The organism is Acinetobacter sp. NCu2D-2, assembly GCF_001647675.1.
GTDB lineage: Bacteria > Pseudomonadota > Gammaproteobacteria > Pseudomonadales > Moraxellaceae > Acinetobacter.
Genome location: NZ_CP015594.1, coordinates 2,458,520 through 2,482,935 on the forward strand (window position 1 = coordinate 2,458,520; position 24,416 = coordinate 2,482,935).

A 24,416-nucleotide genomic window follows, 5' to 3' on the forward strand; every position below is an offset into this window, starting at 1 on the left:
ACATCATAATAAGAAGACGCATCTATAGGTCTCACTATGCTAAATACCTTGTCGTCCGAACAATTAGATACGCTAACCCTATGGTTTTTAGTACAACACTCGATTTCAAGTTTTAATAAAATCCGTCATCACTATCCCTATCTTGCTCAAGCAATACTACCGAGTCAGGTCGAAACATGGCGAAGCTTAGGTATTCACGCCAATCACCTAAAAAGACTACAAGACTTTCATCAAATTGATGTGCAGAAGCAGTTTCAGCGCTGTATTGAACGCGTTAAACAATTTTCAGATTTTATCTTGATCGATACTGATGCCAATTATCCGCAACAACTACAACCCTATGCCGATAAACCACCGATTTTATTTGGTCAAGGTAATGCAGATGCTCTCCTACAAGCCCAAATTGCAATTGTTGGTAGCCGTAAACCGAGTCATCATGGTCGACAAGTGGCTTATGACTTTGCGTTTTACTTGAGTGAACAAGGTTTCTATATCAATAGCGGACTCGCGCAAGGCATTGATGAAGCTGCGCATCGAGCTGCACTGCAACATAAACGCACGATTGCCGTAATGGGAACAGGACTGGATCAAACCTATCCATCTCAACATCAAACGTTAAGACACAACATTATTGAAAACGGCGGTACGGTGATTACTGAGTTTTTGCCCGATACTCCCCCATTACAACATCACTTTCCAAGACGAAATCGTATTGTCAGTGGTTTAAGTCTAGGCGTCATTGTGGCAGAAGCAACACTTAAAAGTGGTTCCTTACTCACAGCGCAATGGGCAGCTGAACAAGGCAAAACTATTTTTGCCATTCCGGGACATATTTATAGTGAGCAACATCAAGGGTGTCATCAATTGATCCGTGACGGCGCGACATTGATTGATCACCCGCAGCAAGTCATTGAAGACCTCGCACTTGCTACGCAATGGCAATCTTTACAAAATTCTCTACCTAAAGAAGCGCCTTCTAGTGAACCAACGCGTATCCCTGAACACCTGATTGCACTTTACAATCAGTTAGATTGGGTCGGGCAAGACCTTGATTCTTTAAGCATTCAACTAAAACAGGATGTCTCCATTCTGACTAGCCACTTGATGGAATTAGAATTACTGGGTTTAAGTACACAACAATCTGGCATGTTTGTGCGTTGTCGTAATAGTAAATAAGGTTCAAAATAGTCTTTTTTCGTTATTCGAAGGACATCTCCTATGATCACCACCTCTGTTGCCGAAGCAGCGACTCTGCTCAATAAAGGCGATGTGTTAGCTTATCCTACAGAGGCTGTTTGGGGCTTGGGCTGCGACCCTTACAACGAACAGGCATTTTTAGAAATTCTACGTTTAAAACAACGCCCAATCGAAAAAGGCGTGATTTTATTGGCAGGTCATATCTCTCAGGTCGAGCATTTATTTGCAGGCTTGTCAGATGAAACCAAAGCACAAATTATTGATTCGTGGACCAATCGAGGACCTGCAGAACGTGCCACTACATGGTTATTGCCTGCAAGCTGTGATATTCCGACCTGGATTAAAGGTCAACATCCTAAAGTCGCAGTACGTGTGACGACTCATCCTTTATGTGTTGCGCTCTGCCAAGCATTTGGCGGATTTATTGTATCGACCAGTGCCAATCCTGCTGGATTAGAACCTGCACGTTCACTACAAGATGCGATGAATTATTTTGGTGAAGAATTGAATTATCTAAATGGTGATTTGGGCATGAGTCAAAAACCAAGTCGAATTTTGGATGCGGTAACTGGTGAAGTGATTCGCGATTAAGCGAATCAACTTCTTTGCTATTTTCAAATAAGACAAAAGTTGCAGACAAAAAAAAGCTCAACCATATAGGGATGGTTGAGCATAAAAAAGGATGTGCATAAATCACATCCAGAGGGTTCAAAAATCTCTGGGAGTTTGATAATTCAGAACATTTTCTGCGTCATCATTCTCGATGTGTGTATTATGGGAGAAAGCTTAGCTCACAACAAATACAATAAAAAAATTAATTAAGACTTAAAAACTATCAATAAATTCATCAAACATCTGAAAATTCAAAATATCTTGCTATTTTTACTTCAATTTTAATCGTTATTTGTTTCAAAACATGTCTAATTTCAATATAAAAAATAAGCAAAATAAGTTCTACAAATATAAAAACACAAAATCATTTGCTTATTTTTTAATCAAATTGAATTTTATAAACGCGCTGGAGCAGGTTTTGGCGTGTACTGCGCAAGTAAAATTCCAATCAAAATAATGAAACCACCAATACTGTGATACTGCGTCCAAGATTCATTTAACCAAAGATAAGCAATCAAGGCTGTAAACACCGGAATCAAGTTCATAAAAATGCTGCTACGGTTTGGCCCAAGTTGCTGCACAGCCAACATCCATAAAAACGGCGCTGCAATTGAAGGAAAAATTCCCGCATAGGCAATACTTGCAGCATTATGAATATTAATTGGATCTAACCCCATATAAAAAACAAAAGGTAAATGCAGTAAAAAGGCAAAACATATTTGGATATAAAGACTAGAAATTAAGGGAATTTGAATATTCCACTTTTTAAGAAAAATCCCATAACAGGCATAAAAGAATACCGCGACCAGCATGAGAAAATCGCCGATATAGTTATGACCGGCTTGTAGTAGATGACTCCACTGCCCTTGAGCAATGACATAAAACAAGCCGAGCAAAGACACGATACTTCCAATCACTGCAGCCAAGGTCGGTTTAGTTTTGAGAATAAAAATCCCCACAATAATGGTAAAAACTGGGATAAATGCATTAATCAGCCCCATATTGGTCGCGCTGGTATAATGCGCTGCGGTATAGGCCAAACCCTGATAAAACACCATACCAAAAGCACTAAGCACTGCTAAATGCCCGAGATGGGGACGAATGCTCGACCATTGCTGACATACAGGTTTCAATACAAAAGGTGTCATACACAGTAATGCCAACACCCATCGATAAAAACTAATACTGAGTGGGGAAATATAATCAGCGACATAGCGGTTAATGGTCATATTTAGAGACCAAATCAAAACAGCCATTAATGGCAGCAGCAAAGCATAGCCCACTACTTTTTGTTGTTGCGTCATACCCTCAAACCTACAGTTTTTATGTTCTCATGATGAGATTTTCATTGCTGGCAAGCATACTGGAATTTTCCAATAAATTTAATGCTTAAACTGTATGCTGTTTAATTTATACACGTGATCCCACTTGTACTGACTGTGTTTTATCGTTAAAACAGAATGCAACTTTTAATACACAATGGATCGCGTATGAACACTTCAGTTTATGATATTCCAGTAAAAACTATCCAAGGTCAGGACACGACACTTAATCAATATGCAGGTAAGGTACTTCTTATTGTCAATACTGCCTCAAAATGTGGTCTTACCCCACAATATGAAGGCTTGCAAAAACTGTATGCCGAGAAGAAAAATCAAGGTTTAGAAATTCTTGGCTTTCCATCAAATGATTTCTTGGCACAAGAACCCGGTTCAGAAGCTGAAATTCAGGAATTCTGTTCATTGAATTATCAAGTGGATTTCCCGCTGTTCGCTAAGATTCCTGTGGTCGGCGAGGCAAAACATCCTCTATACGCTGCTTTAACACAAGCGATTCCTGAGCGTATTGGTGAAGGTCCTTGGTTTAAAGATTTGGTCGATTATGGATTAACGCCTAATGAACCACCTGAAGTGTTGTGGAACTTTGAAAAATTCCTCATCAATAAGCAAGGTGAAGTGGTTGCTCGCTTTGCGCCAGATATTACTGCGGATGATGCACGTATCGTGGATGCGATTAATGCAGAATTGGCAAAATAAATGACATCAATTACGGATTAAATTGGGATAAATCCGGTCATTTGTAACAGTAATGTAAGCAACTCTAGCTCTTAGCATTGCTTACATTAAATGATAAATAACAATGATTTAAATTAATAGGACTTACGCATTGACGGATTCAAAAAAGTCTCAAACTACTTTATAACGTATCTGTGATCAGACGAACTAAACATGCTTCTACAGCAACTTGTACATTACCCATTTATATGGGCTTTCTCATGACAGAACCAAACTCTATTAGCTGCACACAACTTGCCGAGACTTATAATATCTCGCATGACAGTGTAAATCGCTTTTTGGAGCGTGAAGACTACACAGCTCACGATCTATATCAAGAAGCAATTCAACACATTGATAATAATAAACTTATAGTCAGTATTGATGATACTGTTTTAGATAAGCCATATAGTCAACATATGGACTTAGTTAGCTATTTTTGGTCAGGTAAACACCACCGATCCGTCAAGGGTATTAATCTCATTACCTTGTATGCGACAGATCAACATGGCAAAAATATTCCAATTAATTTTCGAATTTATGATAAGTCAGAAAGTAAAACCAAGAATGATTACTTTATGGAGATGTTAAGTGAAGTACTCAATTGGGGTGCAAAGATTCAATTTATTACAGGTGATAGTTGGTATTCATCGACTGAAAATCTAAAAACCATAAGAAAACATGGTATTCGATTTATGTTTGGTGTCGACAGTAACCGTAAGGTTTCCCCTGAAAAAGGACAATGGTTTCAACTCCGTTTATTGCCGAATTTTCATCAGGGTCAAGTGGTCTGGCTCAAAGATGTTGGCTTTGTACAATTATTTAAGACTCAGTTAAAAGAACAGCAGAGATTTTATATTGTGCATCAAGATGAAGATGATTTATTGTCCTTTGATGGTTTTTATGAATTACATTCAAGTCATTGGAAAATAGAACAATATCATCGAGTAATTAAACAGGTTTGTCATATTGAAAAGTTTCAAGTAAGACGATCCAAGCTGATTTTGAATCATATTTTCTCAGCCTTGATGGCCTATGTTGAGATACAAAAGAACCAATTTGAGCGGATCTTTGAAAATGTATATCGTTGGCAGAAGAAATTATTTAGACCAATTATCAAGAACTTTATTGATGAATTTATTCTCGATAAGAATCATCTGCTGCCACAGAAAATCTATAAATAATAGTGCGTAAGTCCTAATTAATAAAATCCAACTATTCTCTACTTCATGATTTCTACTTTATTTTTATATTTATCAAACACTTTATTCACTATGTTTCAAAACATTACGCCTATGCTGAGTTCATACAAAGATGAACTACTCCATAAGGTGAAGTATGAACACATTATTCAAAGCAATCGTTTTATCGGTATCTACTGCTTTAGTTGCTGCACCCGCTATGGCAGCTCCTCAAGATCATCAGCGCCATGCGCCACAGGTACAAAATAAACATCACCAAGCGCCTGTACATCAACAGCAAAAAGCGAAACCTTTTGCTAAAAAGGCAGTGAATCCTTCACGTGACTGGCGTGTAGGTCAAAAAGTTCCAAGCCAATATTATGGTCAAGGCTTTAAAATCGACCATAAACACTACAAAAAATTGAGTAAACCTGGCAAAAACCAACAATGGTTGAAAGTAAATGGCGACTACATTTTGACGAACGTAATTAACCATAAAATTCTCAAAATCATTGCAGGTTAATCCCCTACTCAATCTCGGTGAAAGAAGAGTGCCTCGGCACTCTTTTTTAATGGCTAAAATAAATACGGTTTTGTTATAAGTTTGCAACTCTACATGGTGCATACTTATTTCATGGTTATAGTAAGTCTATGGTCACCTTTGCTTGAAATTTGAATGAAAAATATACTTCAAAACAGTGTTTTACCTTTTGCACTCTTTGCTGGTGCCTTAGCCCTTTTTGGTTGTGACCAATCTTCAAATCCAATGTCTGAATCAGTAAATGCTGAACCCGAGACTCGAACACAGGTTCAGACTGCAGATGAATCAGTATCGTCTACCCAAAATTCAGCAACCTTAAAATCAGGCAATATGTTTTACATCGTTCGGGACGTTGCCGATGTACAAAGCCAAGCGGGTGAATATTTAGAAAAGATTCAACAACTGCAAACGGACGTACAAACTGCAGTCGACCATAAAGATACTGCTCAATTACAAACCACAGTTACCAACCTCAAAACTGAACTGACTGAATTTAATGACATCTTAAATAAGCTCAATTTAAAAAGTCAGGAAATTGATCAAATCCGACAAAAAATTATTCAATCTAATCAACAAGTTTTAAGCTCATCTTTAATGAATGGTGATATTGACCTTAGCAAAGTTGATGTGAAAAAAATTGAACAGCAAATGGGAAATATTCAATCTGAGATGATCAAACTCGGCGGTTTATTATTGGAAAATGGTGCGAAATCATCAACTGATACGTCTGAAGATCGCCCAGATGCTTAACGATTAATTTTTTACCAATAAGGCAGCTTTACAGTTTATCTATAGATCAAAAACCATACGCTGATTAGAGTTAAATCAGCGTCATGATGATTCAGATAAATTAAGGAGCTGTTTTATGTCGAATCCGGTTATTTATAGTGTTACCCCTGTCGGTTTTCGACTTGATTTTAAAGATCCCTTTATTTTCTGCGCCCATCATATTGACCACTTTCCTAAAGGAAATGCTGATTTAGGCCCTGCTACACCCGCGTTGAATGACGAATACAATATGTATTATGGTGAGGTGGTTCCCGGCTTTCCTGAGCATCCACATACGGGTTTTGAAACCATTACCTTAGTTGAGTCTGGTACAGTCGATCATTTTGATTCACTCGGTAATGCTGGCCGTTATGCCGATGGTGATGTGCAATGGCTCACCACAGGCAATGGTGTTGAACACTGTGAAATGTTCCCATTAATTCACGATGAACGTGAAAATCCTTTGGAGTTATTTCAAATCTGGTTTAACTCGTCCCCTGAGCAGAAGAAACAACCTGCTGACTATAAGATGTTTTGGCGTGAGCAAATCCCGCACGTTATTGAGAATGATGTATCTGGAAGAAAATCAGATCTACGCGTGATTTCAGGTCAATTTAAGCATACCGAAGCGATTCCCCGCCCACCGCATTCATGGGCTGCAGCAGCTGAAAACCGCGTAAATATCTATATGATTACACTCGATCCTGAAGCAGAGCTGATCATTCCAGCGACAACCGCAACATCGACACGTTTTTGTTATTTCTATCAAGGTAAGACCTTACAAGTAGAAGACCAAAGCATTGATTTCAAACATTTACTTGAGCTGCAGCCTGATACCGACATTCACTTAAAAGCGGGCAATTTAGAATCACGCATTTTATGGCTTGAGGGCGAACCGATTGGTGCACCTGTGGCAATGCGTGGACCTTTTGTTTTAAACAGTGATGAAGAGTTGAATGCTGCCTTTAGACGTTATCGTGAAACACATTTTGGTGAATGGCCTTGGCCAAGTCCTGCACCTGTGTTTAAAAAAGAACAACCGCGTTTTGCTACCTATAATGGCGGAGAACATAAAGAATTTCCTGAACAGCTTTAACTTGCCAAACTGAATAAAAACAGCCTATTGTGTCTTTCACTTTAAGCTTTTTTATAAAAATTATGCAGCTGATTATTTTTACAGGGGTGCAGGCTTCGGGAAAATCGAGCTTTTATTTGCTAAATTTGGCACATAGTCATTTGCGCATTAACTTAGATATGCTGAAAACGCGACATCGTGAAAATATGATTTTTGAAGCCTGTTTAACCTCAAAAACCAAAACAGTGATTGATAATACTAACCCGACCAAAGCCGACCGAGCACGCTATATTCAACGAGCTATCGACGCAGGCTTTGAAGTGATTTCTTATTATTTTGAAACGGATTTAAACAGCACTTTGGAACGAAATCATCAGCGTATTGGTAAAGCCAATATTCCTGAAGTCGGTGTTCGAGCAACCTATAAAAAGCTAGAAGTTCCAAGTTTGGATGAAGGGTTTGATGAAATGTTTAAGGTAAAGATTGTAGGGAATGGGGAGTTTTCGATTATTTCTTTAAATTAAGATAAAATAATTATAGAACAACAACTTATAAAACGTATTAGGGTAGAAATTTTGAAAATTAGCCAAGAACATCAAGATTTTTTAGAAAAAATGCGGATCGAATTAGAAACAGTTAAAGCTTTGAATTTAGATCCTCAAATATTAGTCGATATTGCAGATGATTATGAGAAATCGAAAGAAGATCTATTTGATTCAGCAGAGTATATTGCGAAAAAACTACAACGGTGTAAACACGTTCACTCTGTACGTTGGCGCGTAAAAGATACTAGTCATTTAATTGAAAAAATTATTAGAAAAAAAGAAGCTCAATCTGAAAAATATGAAGATATTGATGTCATTAACTACAAATCCAAAATAGATGATTTAATTGGTGTTAGAGCCATATATCTTTTTAAACAAGATTGGTTACCTGTTCATCAACATATTTTATCGAAATGGACACCTAAAGAAAAAGTTGTTGTTTACTATCGTGAGGGAGATGATTTAGATCAATACCTAGATAAACCTGATTGTGAGACAAAGAAGCATAATGATAGCTACAGGTCTATTCATTACATCGTTCCCGCTGGTGAAATTCATAGTCAAACTATATCTTGTGAAATCCAAACTAGAACTATTTTTGAAGAAGGTTGGAGTGAAATTGACCATAAAGTAAGATATCCAAATTTTTCCAAAGATCCTAATTTGAAAGAATACTTGGATACTTTTAATCGCTTAGCTGGTAGTGCGGATGAAATGGGCACCTTTGTTATAACGTTAAAAGGCATTATTGAAAGTGAATTACAAGCTAAAGAAGAGATGCAAAAGCATCAAATGAAAATTACTGATCTAGAAAATAAAATCGACTTACTATTAGACAAAGTCAAAGATCATGAAGAATTAAAACAAGCATTTAAAGAACTTAAGAATACAAGTAGTACGATAAATACAGAAATTATTGGTCGTAGAGTTGCTAATGATCCTAGAGAAAGAAGAAGGTTAGCGAAGCTTGCAGCAGAACAAGCTTTAATTAGAGCAAAGAATTTACAGCCATAAAAAAACCACCCTTTCGGGTGGTTTTTTAATCTCAAACCGTCTCTTATTGAGCGCGGTTCTTGATTTTGCGGATCGTTTCCAACTGAGCAGCAGTTTCTGCAAGAGCAGCCAATGCAGCAGCAGCATCCAAATCGCTCTTTTGATTTGCAAGCAATGCTTCAGCGTTTTTACGCGCTTCAAGAATTGCAGCTTCATCAAGGTTGTCAGCACGAACTGCAGTATCTGCAAGAACAGTAACAACGTGCGGTTGAACTTCTAGAACACCACCTGATACATAGATTAACTCTTCTGTACCATTTTCCAAAATAACGCGAATCGCGCCAGGTTGGAGCAAAGTTACAAGTGGTGCGTGACCAGGCATAATACCTAGCTCACCACCCGCACCTTTTGCGATCAGCATGCTGACAGTGCCTGAGTACAAAGACTCTTTAACACTTACAACATCACATTGCATAGTCGCCATGAGAATCTCCTAAATTAGGTAACTAATTAAAGTTTCTCAGCTTTAGCAATCACTTCGTCAATACCACCAACCATGTAGAACGCTTGTTCTGGGATGTGATCGTATTCACCAGCTAGAAGACCTTTAAAGCCACGAATTGTTTCTTTAAGCGGTACAAGTTTACCAGGAGCACCAGTAAACACTTCAGCTACGTGGAACGGTTGAGAGAAGAAACGTTGGATCTTACGTGCACGGTATACAGTAAGTTTGTCTTCTTCTGACAATTCGTCCATACCAAGAATTGCGATAATGTCTTTCAATTCTTTGTAACGTTGAAGAACGTTTTGAACTGAACGAGCGATTTCGTAATGCTCAGTACCTACTACAAGTGGATCTAACTGACGTGAAGTAGAGTCAAGTGGATCGATCGCAGGGTAAATACCTTGAGAAGCGATGTCACGGCTCAATACAACAGTTGCGTCCAAGTGAGCGAACGTAGTTGCAGGCGATGGATCTGTTAAGTCATCGGCAGGTACGTATACCGCTTGGATTGACGTAATAGAACCAGACTTAGTAGATGTAATACGTTCTTGAAGAACACCCATCTCTTCTGCAAGTGTTGGTTGGTAACCTACTGCAGACGGCATACGACCTAGAAGTGCTGATACTTCAGTACCCGCTAGTGTATAACGATAGATGTTATCAACGAACAATAGTACGTCACGGCCTTTACCGTTTTCGTCTTTTTGATCACGGAAGTACTCAGCCATAGTCAAACCAGTCAACGCTACGCGTAAACGGTTACCTGGTGGCTCGTTCATCTGACCGTAGACCATTGCTACTTTGTCAAGAACGTTAGAGTCTTTCATTTCGTGATAGAAGTCATTACCTTCACGAGTACGTTCACCAACACCAGCAAACACAGATAAACCTGAGTGAGCTTTCGCGATGTTGTTGATCAACTCCATCATGTTTACAGTTTTACCAACACCGGCACCACCGAACAAACCAACTTTACCACCTTTCGCGAACGGGCAAAGTAAGTCAATTACTTTAATACCAGTTTCTAGAAGGTCAGTAGAAGCCGCTTGGTCAGCATAAGAAGGTGCTTGACGGTGAATTGGTAAACGCTCTTCAGTCGCAACAGGACCTGCTTCGTCGATAGGGCGACCAAGAACGTCCATGATACGGCCTAGAGTCGCTGTACCTACTGGTACAGAGATCGGAGCGTTAGTGTTAGTTACGTTCAAACCACGCTTAAGGCCTTCAGTAGAACCCATTGCAATAGTACGAACTACGCCATCACCAAGTTGTTGCTGAACTTCTAATGTAGTTTCAGTACCGTCAACTTGGAGAGCGTCATAGATCTTAGGAACGCTGTTACGTTCAAACTCGACGTCGATAACCGCGCCGATGATCTGAATGATACGACCGCTACTCATTGCTGTCTCCTCAATTCAAACTAATATATGTTAAACGGCAGCGGCACCACCAACGATCTCAGAAATTTCCTGAGTAATCGCGGCTTGACGCAGCTTGTTATAAATAAGTTGTAGGTTCTTGATCAACTCACCCGCGTTATCAGTTGCAGCTTTCATTGCAACCATACGAGCAGACTGCTCACACGCGATGTTTTCGATCACACCTTGATACACCACAGACTCGATGTAACGAACCAACAAACCATTTAAAAGCTCTTCAGCTTCAGGTTCGTATAAATAATCCCAACCGTATTGACGGTTCAGATTCTCGCTCTCTTCAGCAGCTGCTAAAGGAACAAGTTGTTCGATTTTTTGGTTTTGAGTCATGGCGTTAACAAAGCCGTTAGAAACTAGATAAATACGATCTAACTCGCCTTTATCGTAAGCGTCTAACATCACCTGTACAGAACCAGATAACTGTTCAAGACTTGGAGCGTCGCCAACCTGAGTTGTGGCACCAAGCACTTTACCGCCGTAGTTTTTAAAAAACGAAACCGCTTTTTGACCAATCAAAGCAAATTGAACTTCAATTGACTGCTCTTGTTGCTGTTGAACGTGTTTTACCACTTTCTTGAACAAGTTAATGTTCAAACCACCAGCAAGGCCGCGATCTGATGACACGATGATATAGCCAACGCGCTTAACAGGGCGTTCAACCATATAACGGTGTTTGTATTCAGGGTTCGCTTGTACCAAGTGAGCAATTACACGGTGCATATTTTCGGCATACGGACGGCCTTGAGCCATGCGCTCTTGCGCACGACGCATCTTAGAAGCTGCTACCATTTGCATCGCGCGAGTAATCTTTTGCGTGCTCTTGATACTAGCTACTTTGGCGCGAATTTCTTTTAAATTTGCCATACGCTTAACCTAGTATTCGAAAGCTCTTTCGAGCTTCCGAAGGTTGATTCCGTGAACCAAACCGACACTAAATCCAACTAAGGTTGAAATTAGTAAGTTTGAGTCGCTTTAAAGCTTTCAATACCAGCTTTGAATGCTGCTTCGATGTCTTTATCCCAAGCACCAGTCTCATCAATTTTTTGCATTAACGCAGCTTGTTCTGAACGGAAGTAAGCAACTAACGCAGCATCAAATGCAACGATTTTCTTCACTTCTACGTCAGACATGTAGCCTTCGTTAGATGCATAAATTGAAACAGCTTGGTCAGCAATTGAATATGGAGCATATTGTTTTTGCTTCATTAATTCAGTTACACGTTGACCATGTTCAAGTTGCTTACGAGTTGCTTCGTCAAGGTCAGAAGCGAACTGAGCAAACGCTGCCAATTCACGGTATTGTGCTAGAGCGGTACGGATACCACCTGACAATTTTTTGATGATCTTAGTTTGCGCTGAACCACCAACACGAGATACAGAGATACCCGCGTTCACAGCAGGACGGATACCTGCGTTGAATAATGATGTTTCAAGGAAGATCTGACCATCAGTAATCGAAATTACGTTTGTCGGTACGAATGCAGATACGTCACCTGCTTGAGTTTCAATAATCGGCAATGCAGTTAATGAACCAGTTTGGCCTTTAACTTCACCGTTAGTGAATTTCTCAACGTAGTCAGCAGATACACGAGAAGCACGTTCAAGTAGACGTGAATGTAGATAGAACACGTCACCTGGATAAGCTTCACGACCTGGTGGACGACGAAGAAGCAATGAAATTTGACGGTATGCTACAGCTTGTTTAGACAAGTCATCATAAATGATAAGAGCATCTTCACCGCGGTCACGGAAGTATTCACCCATTGTACAACCAGCGTAAGGAGCTAGGAACAACATTGCTGCTGGATCCGCTGCCGCTGCTGCTACAACAGTTGTATACGCCATTGCGCCAGTTTCTTCTAACTTACGTACAACGTTTGCGATAGTTGATTGTTTTTGACCAACTGCAACGTAGATACATTTAATGCCAGAATTCTTCTGAGCGATGATCGCGTCGATCGCCATTGCTGTTTTACCAGTTTGACGGTCACCAATGATCAACTCACGTTGACCACGGCCTACTGGGATCATTGTATCAACTGATTTATAACCAGTTTGTACAGGTTGATCCACTGATTGACGCCAAATTACGCCTGGTGCTACTTTTTCAACAGCATCAGTTAATTTTGCATCAATAGGGCCTTTACCATCAATTGGGTTACCCAAAGCATCTACTACACGGCCAAGAAGTTCAGGACCAACTGGAACTTCTAATACACGACCTGTGCAACGAGCTTTTTGACCTTCTTGAAGGCTTAAGTAGTTACCTAAAACAACGACGCCCACTGAATCCTGTTCTAGGTTCAGTGCCATACCGTAAAGGCCGCCGTCGAATTCGATCATTTCACCGTACATAGCGTCAGCTAAGCCGTGAATACGCACAATACCGTCGGAAACCATAACAATGGTCCCTTCGTTCTTAGCGGTTGCGCTGGTGTCCAGATCGCCGATACGCTGTTTAATGAGCGCACTGATCTCGGATGGATTCAGTTGTTGCATTGCGCTATACCTCAATCTTTTTAAAGTTCAGTCTTCTTATTTATTAAGCAAGAAGACGAGTACGCATTTTTTCAAGCTTATTAAGCGCAGAATCATCTATCACTTGGTCGCCTGCACGAATAACTACACCAGCAATAAGCTCTGGCTTAACTTCTACAGAAACATTTACGGCAGCTTCGAATTTTTTCTCTAATGCATGCGCAAGTAATTGTTCTTGAACAGAAGATAATGGGAATGCAGATTCAATCACTACATCCACAGTATTGTTATTCTGTGATTTAAGCTGCTCAAATTCTGCTGCAATCTCAGGAAGAAGAACCAAACGATCGTTTTCAGCAAGCAATGTCAAAAAGTTTGACACTGATGCAGTTTGGTCTTCACCTAAAACTTTAGCGAAAAGAGCCACCTGCTCAGCAGGTGTAAGCTCAGGGCGATTTAGATAAGCTGAAAATGCTTCGTCTTGCACCGCAGCACTAAGCAATTCAAGTACAGTTGACCAAGTGTCAGCTGCACTTTGCTCAGAAGCGTAAGCAAATGCTGCTTTTGCGTAAGGGCGTGCCAACGTCAAGAGTTCAGCCATAATCCGCCTCTCTTAAAGTTTAGCAGCCAGCTGAGTCAGCATGGCATTGTGAGCTTCTGCGTCAACTTGTTGGCTAAGAATTTTCTCAGCGCCAGCTACTGCAAGAGCAGCCACTTGTTGACGTAATTCTTCGCGAGCAGCATTGATTTCAGTATCAACAGCATCTTTCGCTTGTTGACGAATGCGTTCACCTTCAGCAGATGCTTGAGTGCGCGCCTCTTCTACCAATTGTGCTGCACGACGGTTCGCTTGTTCGATCAATTGAGCCGCTTGTGCTTTTGCCGCGTCTAGTTCAGCTTTCACTTGTGCTTGCGCATCTGCAAGGTCAGCCTTCGCTTTTTCAGCAGCATTTAAGCCATCAGCGATTTTACGCTGACGTTCACTAATCGCATTGATTAGTGGTGGCCATACAAACTTCATGCAGAATGCGACAAAAATCGCAAATGCAATCGCTTGGCCAAACAATGTGAGGTTGATATTCATTGCAAATTCCTCAAATAGTGAATTTCGGAATTAAGCTGATTAACCTACAAATGGATTAGCGAAGATGAAGAACAAGCCAATACCAACACCGATCATAGGCACAGCATCAAGAAGACCCGCGATTAAGAACATACGAGTTTGAAGTTGTGGAGCCAATTCTGGTTGACGAGCTACAGCTTCAAGGAAACGGCCGCCTAGAAGACCAAAACCAATCGCAGTACCTAAAGCACCGAAAGCGATCAAGATAGCAGATGCAATTGCAACTAGACCTAAAGTGAGTTCCATGATAATTCCTCAGAGGTTAGGTTTATACCAAATTAAGTTAAAAAATTGTGCCCAACCATCCCGTGATAGTTAGGCAATACCATTAATGCTTTTCGCTTGCCATGCTCAAGTATACGATAGTCAGCATCATGAAAATGAATGCTTGTAGCGTAATAACAAGAATGTGGAAGATCGCCCAAGGCACAGACAACGCCCACTGGATCCAGAACGGTAATAACGCGATAAGAATGAAGATTAACTCACCCGCATACATGTTACCGAACAAACGTAGAGCCAATGAAACTGGACGTGCAAGGAAGGTTACGAGTTCCAGAATTAAGTTCACTGGAATAAGTAACGCTTTTGCAACTGGGTTACTTGGGTTAAATGGGTTGAGTGCCAATTCACCGACGAAACCGCCAATGCCTTTCTCACGAATACTGTAGAACAAGATAAGAGCAAATACAGACAATGACATACCAAGGGTAATGTTAGGGTCAGTAGAAGGAACAATCTTGAAGTATACGTGGTGTGGATCAATACCAAACGCACTACCAATCACGTGTTGAGCTACATAAGGAATCCAGTCAACAGGGATTAAGTCCATCGCGTTCATGAGGAAAATCCACACGAAGATGGTTAGTGCAAGCGGTGCGATCAAACGAGACTTCCCGTGGAAAGTATCGCGCACACTTGAGTCAACAAACTCGATGATCATTTCGATTGCAGACTGGAACTTGGTAGGAACACCAGCGTTTGCAGCTTTCGCTACTAACCAGAATAACAAACAGAAAATGATACCGAGGCCAATTGACCAACCCATTGAATCCAAGTGAATAGCAGTGAACCCCATCTGTTGAGCTTCAGCACCGTTCTCAGCCAATTTCCATGTACCGTCCGGCATTTTGCCGTAAGTCATGTTGGTCAAGTGGTGCTTGATGTACTCGGTCGAAGTAAGGGCATGTTCTTCAGCAGCCATAAATCACACCTGGTCAATGTCAAAAACTAATGAAACTTACGAATATCGCGTGCTGCTTGATATCTCGCTTATTTCTGAAAAAACTTTTCAATTTCTTGTTGCGCTTAAACTCGTTTTTGTAATCGTGACGCCCAAAAAGGAGCGACCCACGACATGGCTTGAACGAGAATAAAACCACAGAACAATGCAACCACTGACAACGGTTCAACATTCTTCAAAATCAAAATGAATCCAACAATCACAATTGCAAACTTACCGAGCATGCCCCTATACATGTTCGATAGAACTTGTTTGGTTGCTCGAGCGCCCGCAGCACGAAACGACTGCCATGTAAAATAGCAGCTCGCCAGCCAACATACGAATGCACCTAAAGCTGCACTCAAGGCTGCTGTTTGACCACTCACGGCCCAACAGATCAACGCTGAAACGGGTATCATTACTGCTTGTAATATGACTAAAGCTTTCGCTAATCGTCGGTCAATCAAGCGACTAGTTCGGCTCATTATTTATCCACTCACAGCAATCATGCTTGACAAGTTTAGCTGATGATTATTTTAAATCGCAGGCATTATAGAGTTACACCCCTGAACATGCAATCTTTTCCCGACCTTAGTCGCGATTTTTTAAATGTTCTAAATGCCTTTAAACTAATCAAAATATGATTAATTTTTGATCATTATTGCGAATTTAACACACATTTTTGGGTTTGTTTAGCCAATTGCTGCCAAGCCTGCACAAAGTCCCCTGCCCCACTCATACTTTCATCGACTGCTTGGAACACGATTGGATTGAGCTTTTTATACTGATTTGCACTGGCATGCGCTTCCGCGAGCAAGCACATTTTGCTACGTACACGGGTATCTTGTAGGTATTTGATTTGCGCAACAGTCGGTGACACATGCGGATCATCCGTCAATGCACCTTTGAACTTCAAACCAAGAGAACGCTCTAAATATTGGTAAGCATCGTGATATGACCAATAAGGCTGAGTTTTGCTATTTACATTGAAATGCTGTGCTGTTAGGAACATTTTCTGTGCAAAATCACGTGCATTTTTAAAATAGGCTTCGCGATACTGTGGCAACTGTTGTGAACGTAGTGCTGCAATAAAAAATGCAATACGCACCGCATTGTTTGGTTCAAGCCAGACGTGAGTATCGACGGTATCTTTTAATGCCTGACCGCGTGGGTTACGCAGTGGCAATGTGGTTAAGATGCCTGAGTCCAGTAAAGCAATACTTCTTTTATTATCACTGAGTACTTTAGCCAATGGCGCTTCATGCGCCTGACCCAACCAAATTACCAGACTGGCATTTTGAATAGTCTTGCGATGTTCTGGAGTTAAGCTGACATCATGTCCTGTTTGGTTTGCCAAGAGTAAAACTGGCTTCTCAATTCCTTGAGTCACTTGTTTTGCAATCAAGTAAATCGGATGGGTGGAAATCACCAAGTTTTGTGACCAACTCAGGCTACTGAATAAAGCCAGAGCACAAAACGCAAGGAAACGGGACATGAGAGAGAATCGCTAAAAAAACTTAAGTGTTATAATATAACAAATCGCTAAAAATACCTATGCCTCATCGTAACTCTGAGCGCTTCATGGTAAAATTTACAATCCTTTTCTTTTTTATTTTGGCACTTGAGGTGGACTATGAGTTCATGTTCGCACGAACACCACAATGCATTGCACGGCGTACACGACCATCCAAATGTGGAAACTCGTCTTGCCGAAGCAGAACGCTTTTGTGTTGAAAATGGCGTGCGACTTACTCCGCTACGTAAAGAAGTGCTCGAACTGATTTTAAATGCCACAGGTCCAATGGGCGCCTATGACCTTTTGGCAAAAATTAAAAACAATAGCGACCGCCCTGCTGCCCCGCCAACGGTCTATCGCACCCTCGATTTTTTACTTGAAAACGGTTTTATTCACCGTTTGACCTCAATTAATGCCTATATTCCGTGTTGCCATCCACGTGAAGGGCATCAAGCCGCATTCTTGATTTGCACTGAATGTCAGGCAGTCAAAGAAGCCTCTGCTCAAGGTTTGTTGGATCAACTGGCTTCTCTAGCTGCGTCCGATGACTTTAGTGCACATCACAGTATTATTGAAATTTCAGGAATATGTCAGCAGTGTCGCAACAAAGCTTAGTTTCATCACCGCTGATTCAACTCTCAAAAATTTGGGTCAACATAGATGAACGTGACATCTTAAAAAATATTGATTTCTCGCTACAAGAGAAAGAAATTGTCACGCTGATTGGTCCCAATGGCGCAGGTAAATCGACTTTAATTAAAGTTATGCTCGGCATTGTGAAACCGAAATCAGGTGAGATCAAAACGGCGCGTCATCTTAAATTTTCCTATGTGCCACAAAAATTCAATCCTTCGCACAGCCTACCTTTACGTGTAAAAGATTTACTCGCACTTGAAAAATGCGATGCAAAAATTAAAGATCAGATTATTCGCGATACTGGCATTGCTAAGCTGGAAAATTCGAAAGTACAGCAACTTTCAGGCGGTGAACGTCAACGTGTGCTTTTAGCGCGTGCATTATTACGCCAGCCCGACATTTTGGTTCTTGATGAACCGATGCAAGGTTTAGACATTCAGTCTGAAGCTGAATTGTATGATTATGTCCGTAGCCTGCCTGAAAAATATGGCTGTGCTATTTTGATGGTTTCACACGATTTACAATGGGTGATGCAAGGCACTTCACGTGTGGTTTGCCTGAATAAACACATCTGTTGTAGCGGCACACCTGCCAATGTGCAACAGCACCCAGAATATCAAGCGATTTTCGGCACCAACCGTGTGTTCTATCAGCATCATCACGATCACTGTGCGCATGGCGACGCAGCAACACCGTGTCAACATGACCCTCGTCCACACATTCACCCTGAGCCGGAAGCTTAAACCATGATGGATTGGTTACAACTCCTTTTACCTGCATGGATTATGGGAACACTGCTGGTGTTTCTCACCGCTCCGCTTGGCTGTTTAATGCTCTGGCGTCGTATGTCATTTTTTGCCGATACCATGGCACATGGCACCTTACTCGGTGTGGCAATCGCTGGTGCGCTTAGCCTACCGCTGTGGACAGGTGTAACACTCATTGCACTACTCTTGGTGGGTGTGCTGTGGATTTTGCATGACCCTCGCTTACCCAATGATGCTTTGTTGGCACTCTGCTCTGCGACTTTGCTGTGTTCGGGTTTATTACTAATTCAACATTTGCCTGCACTGCGTCCTGAATTGCTCAGTTACTTGTTTGGTGATCTGCTCACCATTTCATGGTCAGACTTACCTGTGTTTGCAGGCGTGATTATTGTCGCGCTCGCTGTACTCTATAAAAGTTGGCAAGCACAAATCCAAATTGCGATTGACCCAGATATGGCTGTGAGTGAAGGTGTGAGTGCCAATTGGCAACGTCTGATCTTTATGCTGCTCTTGGCTCTATTTACCGTACTCGCTTTACGTGCAGTTGGTTCATTGCTGATGGGTGCATTACTTGTCATTCCAGCATTAACCGCACGGTTACTCGCTCACTCACCAAAACAAATGGTGTTGTTTGCCTTTATCATTGCTCAGATTGGAATCACCGTGGGGTTATGGTCAAGTGCAGGTTTAAACACTTCGACTGGTTTAACCATTGTGCTAACGATGGCGGTTGTTTTTGCCATTATTTTTATGGTTCAAAAATTTAAAAAAATGAGATAACTGACATGAGCAAACGTTACTTTATTAGTGCTTGTTTGCTCGGTCATAAAGTCCGTTACGATGGTAAAGACTGTTTAGTTCAAGATATTCTCAATCATCTACTTCCTCAGCAATATGTCACGCTTTGTCCTGAAATAGCAGGTGGACTCCCCACACCACGCCCTGCTGCTGAAATTCAATTTGGTTCAGGGCAAATAGTGCTTGAACGAAAAATATCTATTCTGAATATCCTGCATGAAGATGTGTCTGAAGCCTTTATTCAAGGTGCTTATGCAGCTTTAAAAGTTGCTCAGGATTTTCAGGTGACGCATGCTATTTTAAAAGCCAATAGCCCATCCTGTGGTAGTGGCTTAATTTACGATGGTTCATTTTCAGGAAATAAAATTTCAGGCGATGGTGTGACAGCTGCACTGTTTAAACAGCATGGCATTGTTGTGCTGACAGAAGATGAGTTTTTACAGTCTTTAAAACACCCACCTATTTAATCGTGATGAGAATGGGATGATGTACCCCCCTCCTCACCACAATGGTTATCTTAGTTACTTTCGCTTATGTGCTTAGAGATCAATCCAGACACATCTGCACCTGAAGGTGCTTGATAGGTTTTCAAACCGAATTCACCAATAATTGCCAACAGATGATCAAAAATATCAGATTGGATATCTTCATACTCGCCCCAAGCTGTGGTCTGAGTAAAAGCATAAATTTCTAAAGGTAAGCCTTCCGTTGTGGGCTGCAACTGACGCACCAACAGGCTCTCATGCTGAGCAATCCCTGTATGCTGACTTAGATAGTATTTCACGTAGGCACGAAAAGTTCCCAAATTAGTTAAACGACGCTGATTCATCAAATCATTCACCGTTTCGTTCCATGCTTTAAGTTCTACGTTTTTGGTTTCTAAATACTGCTGTAAAACTAGAAATTTTCTCAGTTTTTCAAATTCTTTATCATTTAAAAAATGAATGCTGCTTTGATCAATAAAAATGGAGCGTTTGATCCTACGGCAATTCGCATCCGCCATGCCACGCCAGTTTTTAAAGGTATCTGTCACCAAACGATTGGTTGGAATCGTGGTATAGGTCTTATCAAAATTTTGCACCGTCACCGTATGTAAAGACATGTCAATTACACTACCATCCGCACCTAAAGATGGCATTTCAATCCAATCGCCAACACGAATCATGTCATAGGAAGAAATTTGTACGCTCGCGACAAGCGATAAAATCGTATTTTGAAAGACCAACATCAACACTGCGGCCATCGCACCAAAGCCTGCCAGTAAAGTAAACACATCTTTTTTTAAGAATGTGCCTAGAATCATCAAACCACACACAATAAAGATAATTAACTTAACCAGTTGCAAGTAACCTTTAATCGGTTTGTTTTGCGACTTAGGATTACGCTGATACATCAGATTAAAAATATTCAGCATTTCTGCAATCGACAAGGCAATCGTGAGAAAAATCCAAGCCTGAGCCAACATCTGAACCAACTGAACAAACTTTTCCGATAGATGCGGTACGGTATTAATAGTATTGATAATAAATAAAGCAGGTACGATATTCGCAATTCGACGAATCACGCTGTGATTAGCGAAAATATCTTGATTAACGAAAGGTAATTTCGAAATTAACCGGCGCAGCCCGACGACAACAAACTTCTTGGTGATGAAATAAAGAACAAATGCGATGGATAGCAACATCAATAAGGAGCTCAACATATCCAACCATGGATATTGATCAATCCATGTGGTTATTTTTGTATAGCCATCTGCCAGCATTATAGAACCCTTGTTTTCAGTCAAACTCACGAACATCGTCTACCTAAGATATATTTAAAGCACACCCTAACAAATAATTGATAATGCCTACCTGATGTATTGACATATCTTTACATTTCGAATCAATCACAAAGCAGAAATAACAAGATGGATTACTGATGTACCAAACTTAATAAACTTGCCGCACAAGCAAACAATACCGCGAAGGTACGATTTAAAATCTTTTGTTGTTTTGGTGACTTGAGCAAGCGCAATACTTTAGCGGCTAAGCCTGTATAGCCCGCCATGACAATTAAATCAATGGTCACCATCGTTGCAGCCATAATCACATATTGAATCCACTGTGGTTTAGATAAATCTAAAAACTGTGGCAAAACCGCAAGTAAAAATACGATGGCTTTTGGATTACTCATATTTACCAAGAAACCATGCCAAACCAATTTGGCTTTCGATTTGGTTTGAGTATCCTGCTGAATTTCGATTGAGCTAACAGGCGCCGTCCACTGCAAATACGCCAAATACAATAAATATCCGACACCAAACCATTTCACTGCTAAGAATGCCCATTCAGTCGTTGCAAACAATACCCCTGCCCCTGCAGCAACAATGCCAATCTGCACGAGTAATGCGATCTGCAAACCAAATGCATTCCAATAACCATGCTTAAAGCCGTAGTTTAAACCACTCGACATTGATGCGATTGCACCTGCGCCTGGGGACACGCTAATCACCCAACACGCCAACATGTACGCAATCCACACCTGATATGCCATGACTCTATCCTCAATTCGATTGGCGTATTATATGACAATTCACCTTTTACTCGTGGTATAAAATCCTTCGACTAAATGCATATAGAGACTATTCACCGTAATAGCCTTCAGGCACAATAGCTCGTATTGCTGAGGAAATATAACTATATAGGAGCCAAGAATGACCGCTCAATCTGTCATTTTGCCACTACCGTCCGATCATGCTCGCTTTATTGTTTTACGCTTAAAAGACTTAAGTATTGACGAGTTAAAAGAAAAATTAGCTGACTTATTTACCACTCGTGATCGCTTAATCACTCAGCATCCTCACGCGCAAATTAAAACGGCGGTGGCTTTTGGTCCTGAACTTTGGTCAAAACTCTACGATCAAAGCCCTGAAGGATTTAAACAACTTGAACCGATTCAGGGTGCATTTCCAATGCCGGTGGTTCCTGCCGATGTAATTATTCATCTTGCTTCTCAGCGTACTGATATCTGCTTTGCCATGAGCCAAGCCTTTTTTGAAGATATTCAGGATAAAGTCGAAGTGCTAGACGAGCGTGTTTGCTTCCGTCATTTCGATGGTCGTGACATGACTGGCTTTATTGATGGTACTGAAAACCCACAATTCCCAGATGACCGTGCGGAAACTGCGCTTCTTCCTGAAGAAGCAGGTGTTTTTGCAGATGGTTCATTTATCTTTGCGCAGCGCTACGCACATGACTTAAATAAATGGAAAAAACTGAAAGTTGATGCGCAAGAACAAGTCATGGGTCGAACCAAACTTGAAAGCATTGAACTCGATGACGATGTTAAACCTGAAAATGCGCATACTGCGCGTACCATCGTTGAAGATGAAGACGGCGAAGAATTAGCAATTTTACGTCATTCATTACCGTATGGTGATGGACGTGGCGATCAAGGTTTATTCTTCATTGCCTATACCAAAGACTTATCCATCATTGATGCAATGTTGTATCGCATGTTTGGTACCAGTGGTGATGGCATTCACGATCGCCTACTACACTTCGTGACTCCAAAAGATGGTGCTTATTACTTTGCACCGAGTGAAGAATTACTCGAAGAAGTATTGGATCTAGATTAAAACTCAAAAAGCAGCCATCGTGCTGCTTTTTTTTAACTTATGCAATTTTGCTGATAACTTAAATAAAAATGAATAACTTGGCTCATTGCAATGAGCTGCTACACTTGCTTATTCATGAAAATAAGAGCGTCTATCCATGCGAGAACTACCGTCTAAACTACCTGATTTGGGTGTCACTATTTTTAGTACCATGTCTGCGTTGGCTCAGCAGTTAGGCGCACTTAATTTATCGCAAGGTTTTCCTGACTTCGGCGCACCACAGGACTTGATTGATGCACTCGCCAAAGCCACAACATCCGGCTTTAACCAATATGCCCCGGGTGATGGTTTGCCGATTCTGCGTCAATTACTTGCAGAACAATATGCACAGCGTGATCAAGTCACTTTAGATCCAAATCGTCATATCACCATTACCCCAGGCGCCACCATTGCAATTTTCTGTGCGATTCAAGCCACCGTTCGCGCGGGTGATGAAGTTATTATTTTCGACCCAAGTTATGACAGTTATGCCCCAACCGTTCAGGTCTTAGGTGCAAAGCCAGTACATATTGCCTTAAAGCATCCTGACTTTTCAGTCGACTGGAATGAAGTTAAAGATGCCATCAATGATCGTACACGTATGGTGATTGTGAATACACCGCACAATCCAACAGGGAGCATTTGGTCCACTACAGATTGGCATAATCTGATCCAACTCATTCAAGATAAAGACATTGTGGTGCTTTCGGACGAGGTATATGAACATTTGATTTTTGATGGTCAGCAGCATCGTTCAGCGTGTTCATTTCCTGAATTACGTGACCGAAGTTTTGTGATTGGCTCTTTTGGCAAAACATTCCATGTCACAGGCTGGAAAACCGGCTTTTGTGTTGCTTCTGATCATTTGATGAAATTATTCCGTCAAGTCTATCAATTTGCCAGCTTCTGTGGTGTAACACCGGTGCAAGTGGCACTGGCTGAGTACATTCAGCAACATCCTGAGCATATTCGAGAGTTGTCATCTTTCTATCAAGCCAAACGTGATTTGTTTAATCAGTCAATTCAAGGCTCTCGTTTTAAATGGACACCTTCGCAAGGTACCTATTTCCAAAATTTAGATTACAGTGATATTCGCCCTGATTTAAACGACACTGACATGTGCCAAGTCCTTGCACATGAGCATGGCATCGTGGCGATTCCTGTGTCTGTGTTTTATAAAAATGCACCGCAGGATTTACGTTTATTACGCTTCTGCTTTGCGAAAAAAGACCAGACTTTGCAACAGGCAGGCGAAATTCTAAAAAAAGTCTAATTCACAAAAAAACGTCATATTTCAAGCCTGAGTTACTGAAATACTCAGGCTTTTTTACTT

27 protein-coding genes and 2 pseudogenes are annotated in these 24,416 nt (G+C 40.9%); 16 read left to right on the forward strand and 13 right to left on the reverse strand.

Annotated features, from left to right (window positions below; genetic code table 11):
- Window positions 1-36: 36 nt before the first annotated feature.
- A complete protein-coding gene (dprA, locus tag A3K93_RS11845; protein ID WP_067731392.1) occupies window positions 37-1,176 on the forward strand; it encodes a DNA-processing protein DprA in 1,140 nt (379 codons plus the stop codon).
- A 42-nt stretch (window positions 1,177-1,218) separates the two neighbouring features.
- Window positions 1,219-1,788 carry a Sua5/YciO/YrdC/YwlC family protein gene (locus A3K93_RS11850; RefSeq protein WP_067731393.1) on the forward strand — a complete coding sequence of 190 codons (570 nt, stop codon included), beginning with the start codon at window positions 1,219-1,221 and terminating at the stop codon, window positions 1,786-1,788.
- Window positions 1,789-2,204: 416 nt separating this feature from the next.
- Here the strand turns inward: A3K93_RS11850 and A3K93_RS11855 are convergent, their stop codons facing one another.
- Window positions 2,205-3,113 (reverse strand): DMT family transporter, encoded by a 909-nt coding sequence (locus tag A3K93_RS11855; RefSeq protein ID WP_067731394.1) that lies wholly within the window; start codon window positions 3,111-3,113, stop codon window positions 2,205-2,207.
- 186 nt (window positions 3,114-3,299) lie between these two features.
- Here A3K93_RS11855 and A3K93_RS11860 point away from each other — a divergent pair, with 186 nt between their 5' ends.
- The 8 genes and pseudogenes from A3K93_RS11860 to A3K93_RS15160 all read left to right on the forward strand — a co-directional run.
- Window positions 3,300-3,845, forward strand: coding sequence for a glutathione peroxidase (locus A3K93_RS11860; protein WP_067731395.1), 546 nt, complete (start codon window positions 3,300-3,302; stop codon window positions 3,843-3,845).
- A 173-nt stretch (window positions 3,846-4,018) separates the two neighbouring features.
- Entirely contained in the window at window positions 4,019-5,047 is a 1,029-nt protein-coding gene (locus A3K93_RS11865; RefSeq protein ID WP_081408506.1) for an IS701 family transposase, read from the forward strand.
- Between the two features lie 154 nt (window positions 5,048-5,201).
- Window positions 5,202-5,567: an RcnB family protein gene (locus tag A3K93_RS11870; protein ID WP_067731396.1), complete on the forward strand. Its 366-nt coding sequence runs from the start codon at window positions 5,202-5,204 to the stop codon at window positions 5,565-5,567.
- 153 nt (window positions 5,568-5,720) lie between these two features.
- Complete coding sequence (locus A3K93_RS11875) at window positions 5,721-6,335, forward strand: hypothetical protein (protein WP_067731397.1); 615 nt, start codon at window positions 5,721-5,723, stop codon at window positions 6,333-6,335.
- Window positions 6,336-6,450: 115 nt separating this feature from the next.
- Window positions 6,451-7,449 carry a pirin family protein gene (locus A3K93_RS11880; protein ID WP_067731398.1) on the forward strand — a complete coding sequence of 333 codons (999 nt, stop codon included), beginning with the start codon at window positions 6,451-6,453 and terminating at the stop codon, window positions 7,447-7,449.
- Window positions 7,450-7,511: 62 nt separating this feature from the next.
- Window positions 7,512-7,952 (forward strand): AAA family ATPase, encoded by a 441-nt coding sequence (locus tag A3K93_RS11885; protein WP_067731399.1) that lies wholly within the window; start codon window positions 7,512-7,514, stop codon window positions 7,950-7,952.
- Window positions 7,953-8,042: 90 nt separating this feature from the next.
- Window positions 8,043-8,558 (forward strand): annotated as a pseudogene (locus A3K93_RS15155) (RelA/SpoT domain-containing protein); the annotation flags it as partial.
- Between the two features lie 339 nt (window positions 8,559-8,897).
- Window positions 8,898-8,972, forward strand: a pseudogene (locus tag A3K93_RS15160) (hypothetical protein); the annotation flags it as partial.
- Window positions 8,973-9,030: 58 nt separating this feature from the next.
- On the opposite strand, the gene A3K93_RS11895 reads toward A3K93_RS15160, so the two are convergent.
- The 10 genes from A3K93_RS11895 to A3K93_RS11940 form a co-directional block, all read right to left on the reverse strand.
- A complete protein-coding gene (locus A3K93_RS11895; protein WP_067731401.1) occupies window positions 9,031-9,450 on the reverse strand; it encodes a F0F1 ATP synthase subunit epsilon in 420 nt (139 codons plus the stop codon).
- 26 nt (window positions 9,451-9,476) lie between these two features.
- Window positions 9,477-10,871: a F0F1 ATP synthase subunit beta gene (gene atpD, locus A3K93_RS11900; protein WP_067731402.1), complete on the reverse strand. Its 1,395-nt coding sequence runs from the start codon at window positions 10,869-10,871 to the stop codon at window positions 9,477-9,479.
- 30 nt (window positions 10,872-10,901) lie between these two features.
- Window positions 10,902-11,771 (reverse strand): F0F1 ATP synthase subunit gamma, encoded by an 870-nt coding sequence (atpG, locus tag A3K93_RS11905; RefSeq protein ID WP_067731403.1) that lies wholly within the window; start codon window positions 11,769-11,771, stop codon window positions 10,902-10,904.
- 89 nt (window positions 11,772-11,860) lie between these two features.
- Complete coding sequence (atpA, locus tag A3K93_RS11910) at window positions 11,861-13,405, reverse strand: F0F1 ATP synthase subunit alpha (protein ID WP_067731404.1); 1,545 nt, start codon at window positions 13,403-13,405, stop codon at window positions 11,861-11,863.
- A 43-nt stretch (window positions 13,406-13,448) separates the two neighbouring features.
- Window positions 13,449-13,985 carry a F0F1 ATP synthase subunit delta gene (locus A3K93_RS11915; protein WP_067731405.1) on the reverse strand — a complete coding sequence of 179 codons (537 nt, stop codon included), beginning with the start codon at window positions 13,983-13,985 and terminating at the stop codon, window positions 13,449-13,451.
- 12 nt (window positions 13,986-13,997) lie between these two features.
- A complete protein-coding gene (locus A3K93_RS11920) occupies window positions 13,998-14,468 on the reverse strand; it encodes a F0F1 ATP synthase subunit B (RefSeq protein ID WP_067731406.1) in 471 nt (156 codons plus the stop codon).
- A gap of 39 nt (window positions 14,469-14,507) precedes the next feature.
- Window positions 14,508-14,753: a F0F1 ATP synthase subunit C gene (gene atpE / locus A3K93_RS11925; protein WP_000424060.1), complete on the reverse strand. Its 246-nt coding sequence runs from the start codon at window positions 14,751-14,753 to the stop codon at window positions 14,508-14,510.
- Window positions 14,754-14,835: 82 nt separating this feature from the next.
- On the reverse strand, window positions 14,836-15,711 hold the full coding sequence (gene atpB, locus A3K93_RS11930; RefSeq protein ID WP_067731407.1) for a F0F1 ATP synthase subunit A: 876 nt from the start codon (window positions 15,709-15,711) through the stop codon (window positions 14,836-14,838).
- A gap of 104 nt (window positions 15,712-15,815) precedes the next feature.
- A complete protein-coding gene (locus tag A3K93_RS11935) occupies window positions 15,816-16,214 on the reverse strand; it encodes an ATP synthase subunit I (RefSeq protein WP_067731408.1) in 399 nt (132 codons plus the stop codon).
- A 173-nt stretch (window positions 16,215-16,387) separates the two neighbouring features.
- Window positions 16,388-17,224, reverse strand: coding sequence for a metal ABC transporter solute-binding protein, Zn/Mn family (locus A3K93_RS11940; protein ID WP_067731409.1), 837 nt, complete (start codon window positions 17,222-17,224; stop codon window positions 16,388-16,390).
- Window positions 17,225-17,362: 138 nt separating this feature from the next.
- Here A3K93_RS11940 and A3K93_RS11945 point away from each other — a divergent pair, with 138 nt between their 5' ends.
- Genes A3K93_RS11945 through A3K93_RS11960 form a run of 4 tightly spaced genes read left to right on the forward strand, consistent with a single transcriptional unit; the run spans window position 17,363 to window position 19,913 of the window.
- Entirely contained in the window at window positions 17,363-17,860 is a 498-nt protein-coding gene (locus tag A3K93_RS11945) for a transcriptional repressor (protein ID WP_067731410.1), read from the forward strand.
- A complete protein-coding gene (znuC, locus tag A3K93_RS11950) occupies window positions 17,833-18,624 on the forward strand; it encodes a zinc ABC transporter ATP-binding protein ZnuC (protein ID WP_067731411.1) in 792 nt (263 codons plus the stop codon). The genes A3K93_RS11945 and znuC overlap by 28 nt, the downstream gene beginning before the upstream one ends.
- Before the next feature lie 3 nt (window positions 18,625-18,627).
- Complete coding sequence (gene znuB / locus A3K93_RS11955) at window positions 18,628-19,428, forward strand: zinc ABC transporter permease subunit ZnuB (protein ID WP_067731412.1); 801 nt, start codon at window positions 18,628-18,630, stop codon at window positions 19,426-19,428.
- Between the two features lie 5 nt (window positions 19,429-19,433).
- Window positions 19,434-19,913: a DUF523 domain-containing protein gene (locus A3K93_RS11960; protein ID WP_067731413.1), complete on the forward strand. Its 480-nt coding sequence runs from the start codon at window positions 19,434-19,436 to the stop codon at window positions 19,911-19,913.
- 50 nt (window positions 19,914-19,963) lie between these two features.
- On the opposite strand, the gene A3K93_RS11965 is transcribed toward A3K93_RS11960, so the two are convergent.
- Together A3K93_RS11965 and A3K93_RS11970 are read right to left on the reverse strand one after the other, a co-directional pair.
- The gene (locus tag A3K93_RS11965; protein WP_067731745.1) at window positions 19,964-21,208 is read right to left on the reverse strand and encodes a mechanosensitive ion channel family protein; all 1,245 of its coding nucleotides are present in this window, start codon (window positions 21,206-21,208) and stop codon (window positions 19,964-19,966) included.
- 152 nt (window positions 21,209-21,360) lie between these two features.
- On the reverse strand, window positions 21,361-21,981 hold the full coding sequence (locus tag A3K93_RS11970) for a LysE family transporter (protein WP_067731414.1): 621 nt from the start codon (window positions 21,979-21,981) through the stop codon (window positions 21,361-21,363).
- Between the two features lie 160 nt (window positions 21,982-22,141).
- Here A3K93_RS11970 and A3K93_RS11975 point away from each other — a divergent pair, with 160 nt between their 5' ends.
- Both A3K93_RS11975 and A3K93_RS11980 read left to right on the forward strand, forming a co-directional pair.
- On the forward strand, window positions 22,142-23,065 hold the full coding sequence (locus A3K93_RS11975; protein ID WP_067731415.1) for a Dyp-type peroxidase: 924 nt from the start codon (window positions 22,142-22,144) through the stop codon (window positions 23,063-23,065).
- Window positions 23,066-23,201: 136 nt separating this feature from the next.
- A complete protein-coding gene (locus A3K93_RS11980; RefSeq protein WP_067731416.1) occupies window positions 23,202-24,356 on the forward strand; it encodes a methionine aminotransferase in 1,155 nt (384 codons plus the stop codon).
- Window positions 24,357-24,416 lie beyond the last annotated feature (60 nt).